The sequence below is a fragment of the Amycolatopsis sp. Hca4 genome (genome assembly GCF_013364075.1).
Classification (GTDB): Bacteria; Actinomycetota; Actinomycetes; order Mycobacteriales; family Pseudonocardiaceae; genus Amycolatopsis.
Genome location: NZ_CP054925.1, coordinates 5373160 through 5390706, shown reverse-complemented (window position 1 = coordinate 5390706; position 17547 = coordinate 5373160). Strand labels below are relative to the sequence as shown.

Here is a 17547-nt window from a genome sequence, read left to right as displayed (position 1 = left end):
GATGACCAGCGCCGAAGACCGGTACCGGGCGGCGATTTCCACGATGGAGGCGGCGGCGCGGGAGCAGGACGAGCAGCGGGGGCTGCGCGAACGCCGGCTCGCCGAAGCCAAGCAGCAGGCCAGCGAGGGCATGCGGCAGGAGCTGGCCGCCGCGCAGAAGTACGCCGAGCACATGGACGAGCTCAACAAGCGCAAGCAGAGCGCGGGCGGCTGGGCCACCGAGAAGACGCTGGCCGACAAGTCCCGCGAGTCGCTGATGGAGTTCGGCGTCCACGACGAAGAGGCGGACACCGGCTACACGAACTACCCGACGCCGAGCTACGGGACTCCGGCGGCGGCGGTCCCGCCGCGTCCGGAGCCGGCACCGGAACCACCGGCCGCGCCCGAGCCGCCGCGGCGGGGACGCCACGCGCGTCAGCCCGACGACGAGGACGACTTCTCCAGCACCAGCTGGCTGGTCTGAGCCTTCGAAGAACCCGCCCGCGTCAGTGGGCGGGTTCTTCCTCGCGCTCGATGGGGGCGCGCTTGACGTCCGCCTCGAGCAGGGGCCGGTACTTGTCGGTGCCGGTGAGGTGGGTCAGGAAGAACGCGGTGAAGAGCGCCCGCGTGAGCTGCTGGGTCTTGCGGTGCGGCTTGCCGTGCATGATCAGCTGCGACCAGTGCCTGCCCTCGGTGACGCCCAGGTGGGACGCCTTGCCGAGGAACCGCAGCTGGACGTCGTCGCCACCCCAGGCCCCGGCGATCGCCTCGGCGTGCGCGACGGCGGGGGCGACGAGGTCCCCTTCGGCGGCGAGGTGCAGACCGGGGACGGTGACCGCCTTCGCCGACTCGGTGGCCGGCGGCAGCGTCTGGGCGGCGGTGATGGTGGCGACGGCCTTGATCCGCGGGTGGTCGGACTGCGCGTCCTGAGCCGCGGCGAGCACGGCGGCCCCGCCGCCGCTCGAGTGGCCGGCGAGGCCGAGCTTGGCGGGGTCGACGCTGATGCCGTCCGGCCCGAGCCGCACGGTGGTGACGACGTCGAGGGTGGTCAGCAGATCGGCGGCGAGCAGCCGGTGCGAGGGCAGGGGGCCCTTCTGCGTGGCCGGCGCGGCGGCGACGATGCCCCAGCTGGCGAGGTGCTTCAGGAGCCCCCGGTACCGATCGGGCGGCTGCAGCCACCCGTGCCCGAAGGCCACGGCGGGCAACCCGAGCCCGGCGCGCGGCGTGAAGACCACGCCGGGCAGCCCGACCAGGGCGAGATCGCCCCGCAGGACCTCGTGCGGACCCGGGTGCGTCAACTCCGCGAGCAGCTGCTTGGGCTTGCTGGCCATGGCGGGAACCCTACTGTGCGAGCCCGCCCGCGGCTCGCCCGCCGCCCCGGCGCGCCGAACGCGGCCACCAGCCACCCGCGGGGGCGCCCCCCCGTTTTCCACTTTACCGGCGGGCACCGACAGTTTCGGCCGCCCGAGCCGGCCGACCCGCCAGGTACGCAGGCCGACGCTCTGCGTACGCGAGTCGTCCGTCCGGGGACCGCATTGGTTCGAACCACCCCCGGCGCGTTCCCGCAGGTCGGAGGCCGTGAGCCCACCCCGTCAACCCGCTGAATGTCCCTCGTTAGGCTGGTGTGCGTGTGTGGAATCGTGGGATATGTCGGGCACCGCCCGGCTCTGGACGTCGTCCTCGGTGGGCTCCGGCGCATGGAGTACCGCGGCTACGACTCCGCCGGTGTCGCGGTCCTCGACGGTGCCGGTGCGCTGACCGTCGAGCGCAAGGCGGGCCGGCTGGCCAACCTGGAAACCCGGCTCGACGAGGTCGGCCGCGAGCACTTCGGCGGCACCGCCGGCATGGGGCACACCCGCTGGGCCACCCACGGCGCGCCCGTCGACCGCAACTCGCACCCGCACCGGGATGCCTCGCAGCGCGTCGCCGTCGTGCACAACGGCATCATCGAGAACTTCGCCGCCCTCCGGGCCGAGCTCGAAGCCGATGGTGTCGAGATGGCCAGCGACACCGACACCGAGACCGCCGCCCACCTGGTGGCCCGCGCGTACACCGAGGGTGACACCAAGGGCGACCTCACCGCCAGCGTCGCCGCCGTCTGCCGTCGGCTCGAAGGCGCCTTCACCCTGGTCGTGACGCACGCCGACCACCCGGACACCATCGTGGCCGCGCGCCGGTCGTCGCCGCTGGTCGTCGGGGTCGGCGACGGGGAGCACTTCGTCGCCTCCGATGTCGCCGCCTTCATCGAGCACACCCGCGAGGCCGTCGAACTGGGCCAGGACCAGCTCGTCGTCATCACCCGCGAGGGCTACGAGGTCCTGGACTTCCACGGCGACGCCGCCCAGGCCAAGCCGTTCACCGTGGACTGGGACCTCTCCGCCGCCGAGAAGGGCGGCCACGAGTACTTCATGCTCAAGGAGATCGAGGAGCAGCCCGAGGCGCTGGCCAACACGCTGCGCGGCCACTTCGAGTCCGGCCGGATCATCCTCGACGAGCAGCGCATCTCCGACCAGGACCTCCGCGACGTCGACAAGGTCTTCGTCGTCGCCTGCGGCTCGGCCTACCACTCCGGCCTGGTCGCCAAGTACGCCATCGAGCACTGGACGCGGCTGCCGGTCGAGGTCGAGCTGGCGTCCGAGTTCCGCTACCGGGACCCGGTCCTCGACCGCGACACGCTGGTCGTCGCGGTGAGCCAGTCCGGCGAGACGGCGGACACGCTCGAAGCCGTCCGGCACGCGCGCGAGCAGAAGGCCCGCGTCCTCGCCGTCTGCAACACCAACGGCGCGCAGATCCCGCGCGAGTCCGACGCCGTCCTCTACACCCACGCCGGGCCCGAGATCGGCGTTGCCTCGACCAAGGCGTTCCTCGCCCAGATCGCGGCCAACTACCTGGTCGGCCTGGCGCTGGCGCAGGCCCGCGGCACGAAGTACCCGGACGAGGTCGCCCGCGAGTTCGCCGAGCTGGAGGCCATGCCCGCGGCCGTCCAGAAGGTACTGTCCACTGTGGAGCAGGTGCGCGACCTCGGCCGCCGGATCGCCGACTCCAAGGCGATCCTGTTCCTCGGCCGCCACGTCGGCTTCCCGGTCGCCCTCGAAGGCGCGCTGAAGCTCAAGGAACTCGCATACATGCACGCCGAGGGCTTCGCGGCCGGCGAGCTCAAGCACGGCCCGATCGCGCTGATCGAAGAGGGCCTGCCGGTCGTCGTCGTGATGCCGTCGCCCAAGGGCCGCGCGGTGCTGCACTCGAAGCTCGTGTCGAACATCAGCGAGATCCAGGCCCGCGGCGCCCGCACGATCGTGATCGCCGAAGAGGGTGACGAGACGGTCCGGCCGTTCGCCGACGAGCTCATCGAGGTCCCCGCGGTGCCGACGCTGCTGCAGCCGCTGGTGTCCACCGTGCCGCTGCAGGTGCTGGCCGCGGAGATCGCCCGCGCCCGCGGGTACGACGTCGACAAGCCGCGTAACCTGGCGAAGTCCGTCACAGTCGAGTAATCGCGGGAGGCCCCGCCGTGCAGGGAATCTGGACCACGGAACGGATTCGCGAGGCGGAGGGGCGGGCGTTCGCCGTCACGCCGGAAGGCGAACTGATGCGCCGGGCATCCTTCGGGCTCTCGGTGCAGATCGCGGACCTCCTGGCGGACCACACCGGCGGCGTTTCCGGCCGCCGGGTCGTGCTGCTCGTGGGCTCGGGCGACAACGGCGGCGACGCCCTGTGGGCCGGGGCCTTCCTGCGCCGACGTGGGGTGGCTGTGACGGCTGTGCTCCTCAAGCCCGAAAAGGCCCACCCCGCAGGCCTGAAAGCCCTGAAGCGCGCGGGCGGCCGCGCGGTGCCCGCCGCGGACGGTCCACAGTGGATCGCCAAGGCCGACGTCGTGGTGGACGGCATCGTCGGGATCTCGGGCAAGGGCGCACTGAGGCCCGACGCGGCCCGGCTCGTCGAGCTGGTCGAGGCGCCGATCGTGGCGGTCGACCTGCCCAGCGGCGTGGACCCGGACACCGGCGCGGTCGACGGCCCGGCGGTGAAGGCGGCCAAAACGGTCACGTTCGGCGCGCTCAAGCCGGTCCACGCGCTCGCGCCCGCCCACTGCGGCGAGGTCGTCCTCGTCGACATCGGCCTCGAGCTGGCCGACCCCGACCTCCAGCGCCTCGACATCGTCGACGTCGCCGCCGCCTGGCCGGTGCCGGGCCCGGAGGACGACAAGTACAGCCAGGGCGTCGTGGGCATCGCGGCCGGCTCGGCGACGTACCCGGGCGCGGCGGTGCTCGCGTCCGGCTCGGCGGTCCGGGCGACCTCGGGCCTGGTGCGGTACGCGGGCCACGCGGCCGACGTCGTCCGCGGCCAGTGGCCGGAGATCATCGCGACCGGCACGGTCGCGGACGCCGGGCGCGTCCAGGCGTGGGTGGTCGGCCCGGGCATCGGCACCGGCTCCGAAGGGCGGGACGTGCTGCGGTACGTGCTCGGCCAGGGCGTCCCGGTCTGCGCGGACGCCGACGCGACGACGATCATCGCCAAGTCCCCGGACGTCCTCGACGCCCGTGACCCGGACACGCCGCTGGTCCTGACCCCGCACGCGGGCGAGTACGAGCGCCTGATGGGCCGCAAGCCGGGCCCGGACCGCGTGACCGCGGCACGCGAAGCGGCGAAGAAGTACGACGCCGTGGTGCTGCTGAAGGGGCACTGCACTGTGATCGCGGCCCCGGACGGCCGGGTCGCGGTGAACACCCCGCGCGGCGCCTGGCTGGCCACCGCCGGCTCGGGTGACGTCCTGTCCGGCCTGGTCGGTGCCCTCCTGGCGGCGGCCCTGGACCCCTGGCTCGCCGCGGCGGCCGCGGCGAACGTGCACTCGCTGGCCGGGGCGATCGCCGCCCAGAACGCCCCCACCTCGGCATCCGGCCTGGTCCACGCGATCCCGGAGGCCATCCGCGCCATCCGCTCGCTAACGTCCTGAGAAGACTTATCGAGTTCTCTGTTAACTTCGCGCGATAAATCTGGTAAGAATGCCGTGTGAGCGGCGGCACAGTACCCGGAGACCGGAAGACCCGGCCGTCCGATGCCGTCGTCGAGCGGCGCCGGCAGGACATCCTCGACCACGTCATCGAGCACGGCGAGGCCCGGATCGACGACCTGACCGGCCGCTTCAAGGTCAGCCTGATGACCATGCACCGCGACCTCGACGACCTGGCCGAGCGCCGGCTCCTGCGCAAGCTGCGCGGCAAGGTCGAGGCCTACCCGGCGCTCACCATCGAGAGCGCGGCCCGCTTCCGCGACACGCTCCACCACGGCGAGAAGGAAGCGCTCGGCCAGGCCGCCGCGAACCACGTGCAGCCCGGCCAGACCGTCTTCGTCGACGACTCCACCACGCTGCTCCCGCTGGTCAAGCGGCTCGCCGAGATCGACGCGCTCACCGTCGTGACCAACTCGCTGCACGCCGCCCGGCTGCTCGGCCCGCGGGTCGAGGTCGTACTGGCCGGCGGCCGCTACAGCCACGAGTACGACTCCTGCGCCGGTCCCGAGGTGCTGAACCTGCTGGACTCGATCCGCGCCGACGTCTCGTTCGTCTCGGTCACCGCCGTCGCCGTCGGGCGGCTGTTCCACCCCGACCGCGACTACGCCGAGCTCAAGAAGGCCGCGCTGCGGGTCGCGAACCAGAGTGTCCTCGTCGTCGACCACTCGAAGTTCGGCCGCACCGCCACCTACGCCCACGGCGACGTCGGCGACTACGACCTGCTGATCACGGGCCAAGCCACGCCCACCGAGGAGATCGAGGCCGCGCTGAACGCCGGTACCGCGATCGAGATCGTCGAACACGTCGCAGAGGGGCAGCCCTATGACAGCTGAACTGGTCGCCGGCATCGACTCGTCCACCCAGTCGACCAAGGTCGTCGTGTGTGACGCGAAGACCGGCGAAATCGTCCGCACCGGCCGCGCGCCGCACCCCGACGGCACCGAAGTCGCCCCTTCCGCGTGGTGGGACGCCTTCCAGGAGGCCACCGGCGGTGTCCTCGACGGCGTCCGGGCCATCGGCGTCGGCGGCCAGCAGCACGGCATGGTCACCCTCGACGAAGACGGCGAGGTCGTCCGGCCCGCGCTGCTCTGGAACGACACCCGCTCCGCGCAGGCGGCGCTCGACCTCATCGAAGAGCTCGGCGGGCCCTCGACCTGGGCGAAGTCCGTCGGCTCGGTGCCGGTCGCCAGCTTCACCGTCACGAAGCTGCGCTGGCTGGCCGAGCACGAGCCGAAGCTCGCCGACCGCGTCGCGCGCGTGCTGCTGCCGCACGACTGGCTGACCTGGAAGCTCACCGGCGGCGACCCGGTCACCGACCGCGGTGACGCCTCCGGCACCGGCTACTTCTCGCCGACCGACAACGCCTACCGCCTCGACGTCCTCAGCCACGCCTTCGGCGGCCGGACGCCGGAGCTGCCCACCGTGCTCGGCCCGGCCGACGCCGCCGGACACACCCCCGACGGCGTACTGGTCTCGGCAGGCACCGGCGACAACATGGCCGCCGCGCTCGGCCTGGAGCTCCGGCCCGGTGACGCCGTCGTCTCCCTCGGCACCAGCGGCACGGTGTTCGGCGTGGCCGAGACCGGCGCGGCCGACGTCAGCGGCGAAGTCGCCGGGTTCGCGGACGCGACCGGCCGCTTCCTCCCGCTGGCCTGCACCCTCAACGCCGCCCGCGTCCTCACCGCGACGGCCGCGATGCTCGGCGCGACGCTCAGCGAGTTCGACCGCCTCGCCCTGACCGCCGAGCCGGGCGCCGGCGGGCTGACCTTCCTGCCCTACCTCGACGGCGAGCGAACGCCGAACCTGCCCGGCGCCACCGGCTCGCTGTCCGGGCTGACCAGGGACAACATGACCCCGGAGAACCTGGCCCGCAGCGCCGTCGAGGGCATGCTCTGCGGCCTGGCCGCCGGCCTCGACGCGGTGCGCGCGCACGGTCTCGACGTCCAGCGCGTGCTGCTGATCGGCGGGGGCGCGCAGTCGCGGGCCGTCCGCGCGGTCGCGCCGCTGGTGTTCGGGGTGCCCGTGCAGCTGCCCGAAGTCGCCGAGTACGTCGCGCTCGGCGCGGCGCGGCAGGCGGCGTGGGCCCTCGCTTCCAGTGCGGAACCCCCGTCCTGGCAGGAGAACCAGAAGCTCCGGCTCGAGCTGGACGAGCCGACCGAGGCGCAGCGCGCCGAGGGCCACCGGATCCAGCAGCGCCACCTCGAAGCCCGCGAAGCGGCGTACGGGGTCCGGCGGAATCTCGGAGAGGACTGACCGATGGCTTCCATCACCTACGACAAGGCGACCCGCCGCTACCCCGGTGCCGAGCGCCCCGCGGTCGACGCGCTGGACCTGGAGATCGCCGACGGCGAGTTCCTCGTGCTGGTCGGCCCGTCCGGCTGCGGCAAGTCGACCAGCCTGCGCATGCTGGCCGGCCTCGAAGACATCGACGACGGTGCCGTCTGGATCGGCGACCGCGACGTCACCCAGCTGCCGCCGCGTTCGCGCGACATCGCGATGGTGTTCCAGAACTACGCGCTGTACCCGCACATGACCGTGGCGCAGAACATGGGCTTCGCGCTGAAGATCGCCGGGCGGCCCGCGTCCGAGATCAAGCAGAAGGTCCTCGAGGCCGCGAAGCTGCTGGACATCGAGCAGTACCTCGACCGCAAGCCGAAGGCGCTCTCCGGCGGTCAGCGCCAGCGTGTCGCGATGGGCCGCGCGATCGTCCGCGAGCCGCAGGTCTTCCTGATGGACGAGCCGCTGTCGAACCTCGACGCCAAGCTGCGTGTCTCGACGCGTACGCAGATCGCCGCGCTCCAGCGCCGCCTCGGCGTCACCACCGTGTACGTGACGCACGACCAGGTCGAGGCCATGACGATGGGTGACCGCGTCGCGGTGCTGTCGGACGGCCTGCTGCAGCAGTGCGACACCCCGCGCGCGCTGTACGACAAGCCCGCAAACGCTTTCGTCGCGGGCTTCATCGGCTCGCCGGCGATGAACCTGGTGACCGCGAAGCTGACCGCGGACGGCGCCGAGCTGGGCGGCGGCAGCGTCCGCCTGACCCGCGAGGTCATCGCGGCCGCCGACGGCGACACGGTGACCCTCGGCTTCCGGCCGGAGTCCCTCGAGGTGACCACCGAGGGCCCCGACTCCGTGCCGATCAAGGTCGACCTGGTCGAGGAGCTCGGCTCGGACGCCTACGTCTACGGCAAGCTGGCCGAGACCGACGCCGAAGGCACGAAGTCCAACGTCGTGGCGCGGGTGGACCCCCGCACGCCGCCGGCCATGGGCGACACGGTCCACCTGCGGATCCGCCCCGACGAGCTGCACGTGTTCTCCGCCACGTCCGGGCTGCGCCTGCCCTGACCTCGGGTCATGGGAAACTGGAGGGCGCTATGACCTCCAGTTTTTCCCATGAGCGCAGCCCTCGCGCGCAGGTCGGCATCGACCTCGACGCGATCCGCCACAACCTCACCCTGCTGGGCGCCCGCGCGCCCGGCTCGCAGGTGATGGCCGTGGTGAAGGCCGACGCCTACGGCCACGGCGCGCTGCCGGTGGCGCGCGCCGCGGTCGAGGCCGGGGCGTCCTGGCTGGGCACCTGCTCGCTCGGCGAGGCCCTCGCCCTGCGCGAGGCCGGCATCAGGACCCGGCTGTTCAGCTGGCTGGACACCCCCGATGTCGACTTCGCGGCCGGCGTCGAGAACGACGTCGACCTCGCCGCCAGCTCGCTGGGTGAGCTTCGCCGCATCGCCGCCGCCGCGAAACCGGGTACCCGGGCTCGTGTGCACCTCAAAATCGACACCGGGCTCTCGCGCAACGGCTGTCCGCCCGCCGCGTGGGCCGAGCTGGTCGAAGCGGCGGCCGCCGAACCGCGGGTCGAGGTGGTCGCGATCTGGTCCCACCTCGCGTGCGCCGACGAGCCGGCGCACCCGGCGACCGACGAGCAGGCCAAACGCTTCGCCGAGGCCTACGACACCGCCCGCGCCGCCGGGCTGGACCCGATGCGGCACCTGGCGAACTCCGCGGCCCTGCTCACCCGGCCGGACCTGCACTTCGACATCGTCCGGCCCGGCATCGCCATGTACGGCCTGAACCCGGTGCCGCAGGCCGAAGACCTGCGTCCGGCCATGACGTTCCGGTCCGCGGTGGCGCTGGTCAAGCGCATCGGAGCGGGCGAATCGGTGTCCTACGGGCACACCTGGACCGCTTCCCGGGATACGAACCTCGCGCTCGTCCCGGCCGGGTACGCCGACGGCGTCCCGCGGTCCCTTTCGGGCCGCATGGACGTCTGGCTCGGTGGGCAGCGGCGGCCGGTCGCCGGCCGGGTCTGCATGGACCAGCTGGTGGTCGACTGCGGTGACTACGAGCCCGCGGTCGGTGACGAGGTCGTCCTGTTCGGCGCCGGGACGCACGGCGAGCCGACCGCCCGGGAATGGGCCGACAAGCTGGGCACCATCGACTACGAGATCGTGACCTCGATGTACCGGCCGCGCGTCCGGCGCCGGTATCTGGGGGAACGCCCGTGACACCTTCACGACGACTGCTGGCCATCGCCGGCGGGGTCGGGGCACTGGCCACCGGGACCGCCGCCGCCATCGCCGTCGCCGCGCAGCAGCGGCGGCACAGTGAGGATCCGTACGTGGACGAGCCGCTGGGGGAGCTGAAGCCCGACCGCACTTCGACGGTCGCGGCCGAGGACGGCACGCCGCTCTCGGTCGAGGAGATCGACCCGGAGGACGGCGGCGAACCGGAACTGACCGTCGTGGGGGTGCACGGCTTCGCGCTTTCGCGGCGCTGCTGGCACTTCCAGCGCCGCGACCTGGCGTCGCTCCGGCTGCCGCGCGTGCGTCAGGTGTACTACGACCACCGCGGCCACGGCCTGTCCGGCGCGGCTTCGGCCGAGACGTCGACCATCGAGCAGCTGGCCCGCGACCTGGACTGCGTGCTGCGGTCCGTGGTGCCGGACGGGCCCATCGTGCTGATGGGGCACTCGATGGGCGGCATGGTCATCATGGAGCTGGCCGCCGAGTTCCCCGCGCTGTTCGAAGACCGCATCTGCGGGGTTGCCTTCATCGCGACCGCGGCGGGTGAAGTGGGCGCACGCGGGTTGCCGCGCTCGCTGCTCTCGAAGTACAACCCGCTGACGCGTGCGGCCGGCGGCCTCGCCGGCTGGCAGCCGGGGCTGGTGGAGTTCGTCCGCGCGGCGGGCGGCCAGCTGACCCGGCAGGCGGTGCGCCGGCTGGCGTTCGGCAGCCGTGACGTCGCGCCGAGGCTCGTCGACTTCATGCTCGAGATGCTCGAAGTGACGCCGGTGCGCGGGCTCGTGAATTTCGTCGACACGCTCGGCAGCCACAACCGGTACGCGGCGCTGGCCGGGCTGAAGCACGCGGAAGTGCTGGTCATCGGCGGCGATTCGGACCGGTTCACGCCGTTCTCGCACGCGGAGCGGATCGCGGCCGAGCTGCCCGACGCCGAGCTGGTGCGCGTCCGCGGCGCCGGGCACATGGTCCAGCTCGAGCAGCCGGAGCTGGTGAACAGCCACCTGATCGACCTTCTGCAACGCTGTTCCGGAGTGGACGGCGAATCCTCGTCCCGGCGAACCTGGTGGTGGCAGCGTTGAGCATGGTGTTTCCCACGCCCGAAGAGACGATGGACTTCGGTCGCGCGCTCGGCCGCGCGCTGCGCGCGGGCGACCTGGTCCTGCTGGCCGGCCCGCTCGGAGCGGGCAAGACCACGCTGACCCGGGGCATCGCGGACGGCCTCGGCGTCGGCGGCCGGGTGAGTTCGCCGACGTTCGTCCTGGCCCGGGTCCACCCGGCTGGTGCGGCGGGCGTGCCGCTGGTGCACGTGGACGCGTACCGGCTTGGTGGCGACCTTTCGCAGCTGGACGACCTGGACCTGGACACGGACCTGGAACGCTCGGCGATCGTGGTCGAGTGGGGCGAGGGTTCGGCTGAGCGGCTGTCTTCGGACTACCTCGTCGTGCGGCTGGACCGGCGTGAGGACGATGTTCGCGAGGTCAGTCTGGAGCCGCATGGCGCCTGGGCGGAGCGGATTCCGGAGCTCACGACGGCTTGATCGCCGGCCGCGCTCAGGCTCCCCGGGGCGGCCGAGTCGCGGTGCCCGCCACCCCGAAGCTCGATTGTCACCACGGCCGGTGGTGCCGGGTCAAGGCGGGAAAGCGTGCCTTGACCCGGCACCACCGGCCGTGTGCTGGCTTCGGATCGGGGTGGGGGGAGGTCTGGGTGGGGTGCGGGTCGGTCGTCCGGCTGCCGTTGGGCGGGCGGGCCGCACGCCGGACCCTGGTGCGGGTCTGCGCCCTGCACCAGGTCGTGCGAGTGGCTGCGCTCAGCCGCCGTTGTACTGCTGGTAGGCCGGGGCTCGGAACGCCCTTGCGCCGACGCCGCCGATCCTGTCGACCGCGCGCAGGAACTTCGGCCCCATCTTCGCCGCGGCCTGGCGGACCGGGTGCGTGGCTCCGAAGTCCTCCGGGTTCGCCTGGCCGTGCGCGAACATCGAGTAGATCAACACCGGCTTGCCCGCGCCGTCGAACATGATCCCGGCCTCGTTGCGGCCGTCGTTCAGCCAGCCCGCCTTCGTGGCGATCCTCGCCCGGTCGACGGACGACATCTCCCGGCGGATCCCGTCGGTGAACGCCACCTGCGATCGCAGGATGGACAGCAGGTACTCCGTCGACGCCGGGCTCAGCAACGTGCCCGCGACCAGCGCCTTCAGCAGGTCGTGCGTCTCGCGCGGGGTCGTCTTGCCGAGGAAGTAGCGGTTCGGGTTGGCCACCGGTGTCACCTGGGTCCGGGGGAACCCCTTGGCCACCAGGATCTGGTTGATCTCGGCCGCCGGGACCACGAGCCCCACCAGGCGGACGCACGTGTCGTCCGAGACCGTGAGGAACAGCGACAGGACGTGCCCCAGCGTGAACGCGCTCGGGTACGCCTTGTCCAGGATGATGATGCCGTCACCACCCGGCACCACGATGCTCTCCGGCACCTGGACCTGCTGGTCCAGCGTGAGCAGGCCCCGGTCGATCTTGTCCATCAAGGTCACCGCGACGGCCACCTTGTTGACGCTGTACGCCTCGACGATTTCGTCGGACGCCACGTCGACGGCGACTTCGTCGGCCACGCTGATGTAGGAGTTCCAGACGCCGCCTGCTTCAGCGGCCGCGCTGTCGTAGACGCGCTTCACCCGCTGCCTGGCCCGGTCCGGTGTGGCCGGGCTGGCCTCGGTGTCTGCCTCCTGCGCGGACGCGGGAGAGCCGGCCAGAATGCTTCCTGCGGCGACGGCGGTCCCCAAACCGAACGCCGCTCGCCTGTTGAGTCGATACCCCATCGCAAGATCCAACCACGGATCAACCCGCCGGAGGTCGGTTATCGATCAGGAGCCACCACCGCCCGCGCGACGCCCAGGTCCACCAGGTCCTGCGGCCGCAGGTGCAGCCGGTTGGCGATGTCCGGCACCTCGGACGCCGGCCGCTTGAGGATCGCCGCCGCGGCTTCCGGGGACGTCACCGAGAAGTACGCGTCCGGGGCCACCCACGTCGAGCCCGCCGCCGCGAACGCCAGCGCGCCGCCCGAGCCGCCTTCGCCGATCACCAGGGTCGTCACCGGGACCGAAGCCGTCGCCACCGCCTCGAACAGCTCCGTGATCGCGCCGCCCGCGCCCGCCTGTTCCGCTGCCGCGTCGTTCGCCGCGCCCGGGGTGTCGACCAGGGTCAGCACCGGGATGCCCAAGCGGGACGCCAGCCGCACCAGCCGCGCCGCCGTCCGGAAGCCCGCGGGCAACGTCGGCGTGCCGCACTGGGCCGCGTACGCGATCGTCCGGCCGTCGCGCCAGCCGAAGCCGCACGCGACACCCGGGTCCGCGCCGCCGACGCGGTCGCCGCTGACGTCCTCCCGCCAGTCGAAGTAGGCGTCGAGGTACTCCGCCGCCCGTGCTCGCTCCGGCGAACGCGCGGCCTGCACCGCTTCCCAGCCCGTCGAAGGCAACGACGCGGCCCGCCGCGCGAACGGCGGGGGCGCCGCGGCCGACGACCGCGCGGTCAGCAGCCGCAGCCACCGCTCCAGCACCCCGCCGAGTTCCTCCGGCGTGACGACGGCGTCGACCTGGCCCCAGCCGAGGTGCGCCTCGGCGGTGTACGCCTCCGGCGAGCCCGGCGGACGCACCCGCGAGCCCGCGAAGCCGACCTGCGCTTCCGGGAGCGCGAGGATGACGTCGGCGCCCGCCCCGAGCGTCGCCCAGCCGCCGCCGGTCGTCGGGTCGCGCAGCACCGAAATCTGCGGGATGCCCACCGAACGCGTCAGTGCCGACGCCCGCGCCACCCGCTGCAGCTGCATCAACGCGCGCATGCCCTGCTGCATGCGGCTGCCGCCGGTGGCGATCAGCGACACCACCGGCAGCCGCGCGTCGCGGGCGTGTGCGAACGCCGCCTCGATCCGGTCGCCGGTGCGCTGCCCGAGCGACCCGCCGAGGAACCCGAACTCGAAGGCGATCAGCACGGCTTCGACGTCACCGATCTTGGCCGTCCCGCAGACGACCGACTCCTTCTCGCCGGTGCGTTCCTCCGCCGCGGCACGGGCGGCGCGGTAGCCCGGCCAGCCGATCGGGCCGTCGGCCGGCTCCTCGCGCAGCGGCGTGGTGAACTCCGTGAAGCCGTTGGCGATCGCGCCGACGATCTCGCGCGCCGGCAGCCTAGGCACCGAGCGCCCGCTTCATGACCTTGCCCATGTCGTTGCGCGGCAACGCATCGAGGTACCGCACGACCCGGGGGCGCTTGTGCGGCGCGAGCAGCTTCGCGACGTGGTCGGCCAGCTCGTCGGCGAGCGGTGGCGCCCCGGACGGCACGATCCACGCGACGATCCGCTCGCCGAGGTCGTCGTCCGGTTCGCCGGTGACGGCCGCTTCGGCGACGCCGGGGTGTTCGAGCAGGGCGTTCTCGATCTCGCCCGCGCCGATCTTGTAGCCGCCGCTCTTGATCAGGTCGGTCGCCTTGCGCCCGACGATCTTGACGTACCCGTCGGCGTCGCGCGTGGCCATGTCGCCGGTGCGGAACCAGCCGCCGTCGAACGCCGCCGCCGTCGCGTCCGGGCGGTTGAGGTACTCGGTGAACAGGTTCGGGCCGCGAACCTGGATCTCGCCGACGGTTTCGAGGTCTTCGACCACTTCGCCGTCGTCGCCGACCAGCCGGAGCTCGACCCCGCGCAGCGGGACGCCGACCGTGCCGGGCTTGCGTTCGCCGTCGGCGCGGACGCTGGTGTTCATCAGCGTCTCGGTCATCCCGTAGCGCTCGACGACCTGCTGGCCGGTCGCCGCGGTGATCCGCTGGTGGTCGTGCACCGGCAGCGCCGCCGACCCGGAGACCAGGAGGCGCGCTTTCCGGAGCGCCTCCGCCAGCACCGGGTCGGAGGCGACCTCACCGGCGATCCGGTGGTACATCGTCGGGACGCCGAAGAGCATCGTGGCGCCGTCCGCCAGCTCCCGCGCGACACCCTCGGTCGAGAACCGGCCGAGGTGGCGCACCGAGCCGCCGCGGCGCAGCGGGCCGAGGATGCCGAGAATCAGCCCGTGCACGTGGAACAGGGGCAGCGCGTGCACGAGGACGTCGTCCGCGGTCCAGCCCCAGGCGTCTTCCAGTGCGTCGAGCGTGGTCGCGAGGGCGCGCCGGGGGAGGACGACCCCCTTGGGCGGCCCGGTGGTGCCCGAGGTGTAGACGATCAGCGCGGGGGATTCGGGGTCCGGCTCGGCCGGGACCGACGCTTCCCCGCCGGTCAGCGGGATGTCCCGGCGCGGCAGCGCGGCCAGCCCGGCGGGCAGTTCGGCACCCGGTTCGGCCAGCACCAGCCGCGGTTCGCTGTCGGCGAGGATGTGGGCGAGCTCGCGTTCGCCGATCTTCGGGTTGAGCGGCACCGCCGGCACCCCGGCGAGCAGCGCGGCGACGACCGCGACGCTGGTGTGCACGGTCGGCGTCGCCCACACCGCGACCCGGCCGGGCGGCAGCTCGCGGGCGAGCCCACCGGCGACGGCGGCCAGGTCGTCGTAGGTCAGGGCGTGGTCGCCGAAGCGCAAGGCTTCCTTCGCGGCACCGGCGACGAGCGAGGGGAACAAGGGGTCGGGCACCGCGGGGACCTCCCAGTGTCGGACTCGATCAGCACGTTACCGCGCGGATCGGTCCCCTGCAGCAACCCGGCGAAGACGCTGGTCGTAGGCTGGGACACCGTGTTGGTACTGGCGATCGATACCTCGACCCCGGCGGTCACCGCCGGCGTCGTCGCGCTGGACGGCGGCTCGGTCGAGACGCGCGGTGAGCGCGTCACGGTCGACCCCCGTGCCCACGGAGAGCTGATCACGCCGCACGTGCTGGCCGCCGCCGAAGCCGCGGGCGTGACGCTGAAGGACCTCGATGCGATCGTCGCCGGTGTCGGACCCGGGCCGTTCACCGGCCTGCGGGCCGGGATGGCCACGGCAGCCGCCCTCGGCCACGCCCTCGGCATCCCGGTGTACCCGGTCTGCAGCCTCGACGCGCTGGCCGCCGACGTCGCCCCGGGTGAAGACGCTTTCCTCGTGCTCACCGACGCCCGGCGCCGCGAGGTCTACTGGGCCGCCTACGACGCGGCCGGGCGGCGCACCGACGGCCCGCACGTCCAGCGGCCCGCCGACCTCGTCACCGGCCTGAAGGTCGCGGCCGGTGACGGCGCGCTGCTGTACGCCGAAGCGCTGGGCGTCCAGCCGGTCGAGCCGCGCTTCCCGTCGCCCGCCGGGCTGGTGAAAGCCGCCCGAACCGCCTTGCTCGCTTCGGAACCCCCTGCCCCGCTGACGCCGTTGTACCTGCGCCGCCCCGACGCGGCCGAGCCCGCGGCGCCGAAACGGGTGACCGCTCCGTGAGACTCGAGCCGCTGCGCCGCATGGACATCGCCCGGTGCGTGGAGATCGAGCAGATCCTGTTCACCGGCGACGACCCGTGGAGCGCCCGGGCCTTCCACTCCGAACTGGACGCGGGCCACTTCTACCTCGCCGCCCGCCCGGACGAGGGCGACGAGCTGCTCGGCTACGCCGGGCTCGCCGTCGTCGGCCGCCGCCGCGGCGAGTACGAGGCGACCGTGCACACCATCGGCGTCGCGCCGGAACACCAGGGCCAGGGCATCGGCAAGGCGCTGCTGCGGGCCCTGCTGGTGCGGGCCGACGAGTTCGAGGCCCCGGTCTTCCTCGAGGTCCGCACGGACAACACCACCGCGCTCGCCCTGTACGAGCGCCACGGCTTCGAGCGGCTCGGCATCCGGAAGCGCTACTACCAGCCTTCCGGCGCCGACGCGTACACGATGGTCCGCCCGGCGCGGACGCGGGACGGGGTGGCGGGCTGATGGCACGCATCATCATGGGTATCGAGAGTTCGTGCGACGAGACCGGCGTCGGGCTGGTCCGGCTGCACGACGACGGCACGGTCGAGCTGCTGGCCGACGAGGTCGCCTCCAGCGTCGAGCAGCACGCCCGCTTCGGCGGGGTGGTGCCGGAGGTCGCCAGCCGGGCGCACCTCGAAGCGATGGTCCCGACGACCGAGCGGGCCTTCGCCACGGCCGGGCTCTCTCTGTCCGATGTGGACGCGATCGCGGTGACGGCGGGGCCGGGGCTGGCGGGTGCGCTGCTGGTCGGTGTCTCGGCGGCGAAGGCTTACGCGACCGCGTTGGACGTGCCGCTGTACGGCGTCAACCACCTGGCCGGGCACATTGCCGTGGACACGCTGCAGCACGGGCCGTTGCCTGCGCCGTGCCTGGCGTTGCTGGTTTCGGGTGGGCACACGCAGCTTCTGCGCGTGGACGACATCGCGTCGTCGATCACCGAGCTGGGGTCCACTGTGGACGATGCGGCGGGGGAGGCTTACGACAAGGTGGCCCGGGTGCTGGGGCTGCCTTATCCGGGTGGGCCGCCGATCGACAACGCGGCCAAGAACGGGAATCCTTCGGCGATTGCGTTTCCTCGGGGGATGACCGGGCCGCGGGATGCTGCTTTCGATTTCTCCTTCTCCGGGCTGAAGACTGCGGTGGCTCGGTGGGTTGAGGGTGCTGCTCGGCGGGGTGAAGAGATTCCTGTGGACGATGTTGCTGCTTCGTTCCAGGAGGCTGTTGCGGATGTCCTGACCGCGAAGGCTGTTCGTGCGGCTCGGGAGCAGGGGATCGACACGATGGTCATCTCCGGTGGGGTTGCTGCCAACTCGCGGTTGAAGGAGCTTGCGGCTGAGCGGTGTGCTGCTGCGGGGATTGAGCTTCGGGTTCCCCGGCCGCGGTTGTGTACTGACAACGGGGCGATGATCGCTGCTCTTGGTGCGCATGTTGTTGCTGGTAAGCGGCCTACTGCTCCGCTCGACTTCAGTGCGAATCCGGCTTTGCCGGTTAATGTGGTTTCTCTTTAGCTCGTTGGTTGGTTTCCGCAACCCCGAAGCCTGATTGTGACTACGGCCGGCGGCACGTTGTCAAGGCGGGAAAGCGTGCCTTGACAACGTGCCGCCGGCCGTGTTGGGGCTTCGGATCGGGGTTGCGGGGGGTCTGGGCTCCGTGTTGCCGCTTTGGGGTGCT

16 protein-coding genes are annotated in these 17547 nt (G+C 72.5%); 12 read left to right on the top strand and 4 right to left on the bottom strand.

The window, feature by feature from the left end:
* Nucleotide 1 precedes the first annotated feature (1 nt).
* On the top strand, nucleotides 2-463 hold the full coding sequence (locus HUT10_RS23685) for a hypothetical protein (protein WP_176173242.1): 462 nt from the start codon (nucleotides 2-4) through the stop codon (nucleotides 461-463).
* A 22-nt stretch (nucleotides 464-485) separates the two neighbouring features.
* Here the strand turns inward: HUT10_RS23685 and HUT10_RS23680 are convergent, their stop codons facing one another.
* Complete coding sequence (locus HUT10_RS23680; protein WP_176173241.1) at nucleotides 486-1310, bottom strand: dienelactone hydrolase family protein; 825 nt, start codon at nucleotides 1308-1310, stop codon at nucleotides 486-488.
* Nucleotides 1311-1607: 297 nt separating this feature from the next.
* Between HUT10_RS23680 and glmS the strand changes: the two genes are divergently transcribed.
* From glmS to tsaE, 8 genes are read left to right on the top strand one after another with little or no spacing between them, the layout of a single operon-like run.
* Entirely contained in the window at nucleotides 1608-3470 is a 1863-nt protein-coding gene (gene glmS, locus HUT10_RS23675) for a glutamine--fructose-6-phosphate transaminase (isomerizing) (RefSeq protein WP_176173240.1), read from the top strand.
* Between the two features lie 17 nt (nucleotides 3471-3487).
* Nucleotides 3488-4927, top strand: a complete 1440-nt coding sequence (locus HUT10_RS23670) for an NAD(P)H-hydrate dehydratase (protein ID WP_176173239.1) — start codon at nucleotides 3488-3490, stop codon at nucleotides 4925-4927.
* Between the two features lie 56 nt (nucleotides 4928-4983).
* Nucleotides 4984-5817, top strand: a complete 834-nt coding sequence (locus tag HUT10_RS23665) for a DeoR/GlpR family DNA-binding transcription regulator (protein ID WP_176173238.1) — start codon at nucleotides 4984-4986, stop codon at nucleotides 5815-5817.
* Nucleotides 5807-7237, top strand: coding sequence for a xylulokinase (xylB, locus tag HUT10_RS23660; protein ID WP_176173237.1), 1431 nt, complete (start codon nucleotides 5807-5809; stop codon nucleotides 7235-7237). Before HUT10_RS23665 ends, xylB begins: the two co-directional genes overlap by 11 nt.
* Nucleotides 7238-7240: 3 nt before the next feature.
* Nucleotides 7241-8332: an ABC transporter ATP-binding protein gene (locus tag HUT10_RS23655; RefSeq protein WP_176173236.1), complete on the top strand. Its 1092-nt coding sequence runs from the start codon at nucleotides 7241-7243 to the stop codon at nucleotides 8330-8332.
* 29 nt (nucleotides 8333-8361) lie between these two features.
* Complete coding sequence (gene alr, locus HUT10_RS23650; RefSeq protein ID WP_176173235.1) at nucleotides 8362-9492, top strand: alanine racemase; 1131 nt, start codon at nucleotides 8362-8364, stop codon at nucleotides 9490-9492.
* Nucleotides 9489-10586 (top strand): alpha/beta fold hydrolase, encoded by a 1098-nt coding sequence (locus HUT10_RS23645; RefSeq protein WP_176173234.1) that lies wholly within the window; start codon nucleotides 9489-9491, stop codon nucleotides 10584-10586. Before alr ends, HUT10_RS23645 begins: the two co-directional genes overlap by 4 nt.
* Nucleotides 10583-11044 (top strand): tRNA (adenosine(37)-N6)-threonylcarbamoyltransferase complex ATPase subunit type 1 TsaE, encoded by a 462-nt coding sequence (gene tsaE, locus HUT10_RS23640; RefSeq protein WP_176173233.1) that lies wholly within the window; start codon nucleotides 10583-10585, stop codon nucleotides 11042-11044. Before HUT10_RS23645 ends, tsaE begins: the two co-directional genes overlap by 4 nt.
* A 270-nt stretch (nucleotides 11045-11314) precedes the next feature.
* On the opposite strand, the gene HUT10_RS23635 is transcribed toward tsaE, so the two are convergent.
* The 3 genes from HUT10_RS23635 to HUT10_RS23625 form a co-directional block, all read right to left on the bottom strand.
* Nucleotides 11315-12277: a serine hydrolase gene (locus HUT10_RS23635; protein WP_176177965.1), complete on the bottom strand. Its 963-nt coding sequence runs from the start codon at nucleotides 12275-12277 to the stop codon at nucleotides 11315-11317.
* Between the two features lie 74 nt (nucleotides 12278-12351).
* Entirely contained in the window at nucleotides 12352-13680 is a 1329-nt protein-coding gene (locus tag HUT10_RS23630; RefSeq protein WP_176173232.1) for a carboxyl transferase domain-containing protein, read from the bottom strand.
* Nucleotides 13673-15097 carry an acyl-CoA synthetase gene (locus tag HUT10_RS23625; protein ID WP_176173231.1) on the bottom strand — a complete coding sequence of 475 codons (1425 nt, stop codon included), beginning with the start codon at nucleotides 15095-15097 and terminating at the stop codon, nucleotides 13673-13675. Before HUT10_RS23625 ends, HUT10_RS23630 begins: the two co-directional genes overlap by 8 nt.
* Nucleotides 15098-15196: 99 nt before the next feature.
* Between HUT10_RS23625 and tsaB the strand changes: the two genes are divergently transcribed.
* From tsaB to tsaD, 3 genes are read left to right on the top strand one after another with little or no spacing between them, the layout of a single operon-like run.
* Nucleotides 15197-15862 carry a tRNA (adenosine(37)-N6)-threonylcarbamoyltransferase complex dimerization subunit type 1 TsaB gene (tsaB, locus tag HUT10_RS23620; RefSeq protein WP_176173230.1) on the top strand — a complete coding sequence of 222 codons (666 nt, stop codon included), beginning with the start codon at nucleotides 15197-15199 and terminating at the stop codon, nucleotides 15860-15862.
* Complete coding sequence (gene rimI / locus HUT10_RS23615; RefSeq protein WP_217709634.1) at nucleotides 15859-16338, top strand: ribosomal protein S18-alanine N-acetyltransferase; 480 nt, start codon at nucleotides 15859-15861, stop codon at nucleotides 16336-16338. The genes tsaB and rimI overlap by 4 nt, the downstream gene beginning before the upstream one ends.
* Nucleotides 16338-17384 (top strand): tRNA (adenosine(37)-N6)-threonylcarbamoyltransferase complex transferase subunit TsaD, encoded by a 1047-nt coding sequence (gene tsaD, locus HUT10_RS23610; RefSeq protein WP_176173229.1) that lies wholly within the window; start codon nucleotides 16338-16340, stop codon nucleotides 17382-17384. The genes rimI and tsaD overlap by 1 nt, the downstream gene beginning before the upstream one ends.
* The last annotated feature ends 163 nt before the right edge of the window (nucleotides 17385-17547 follow it).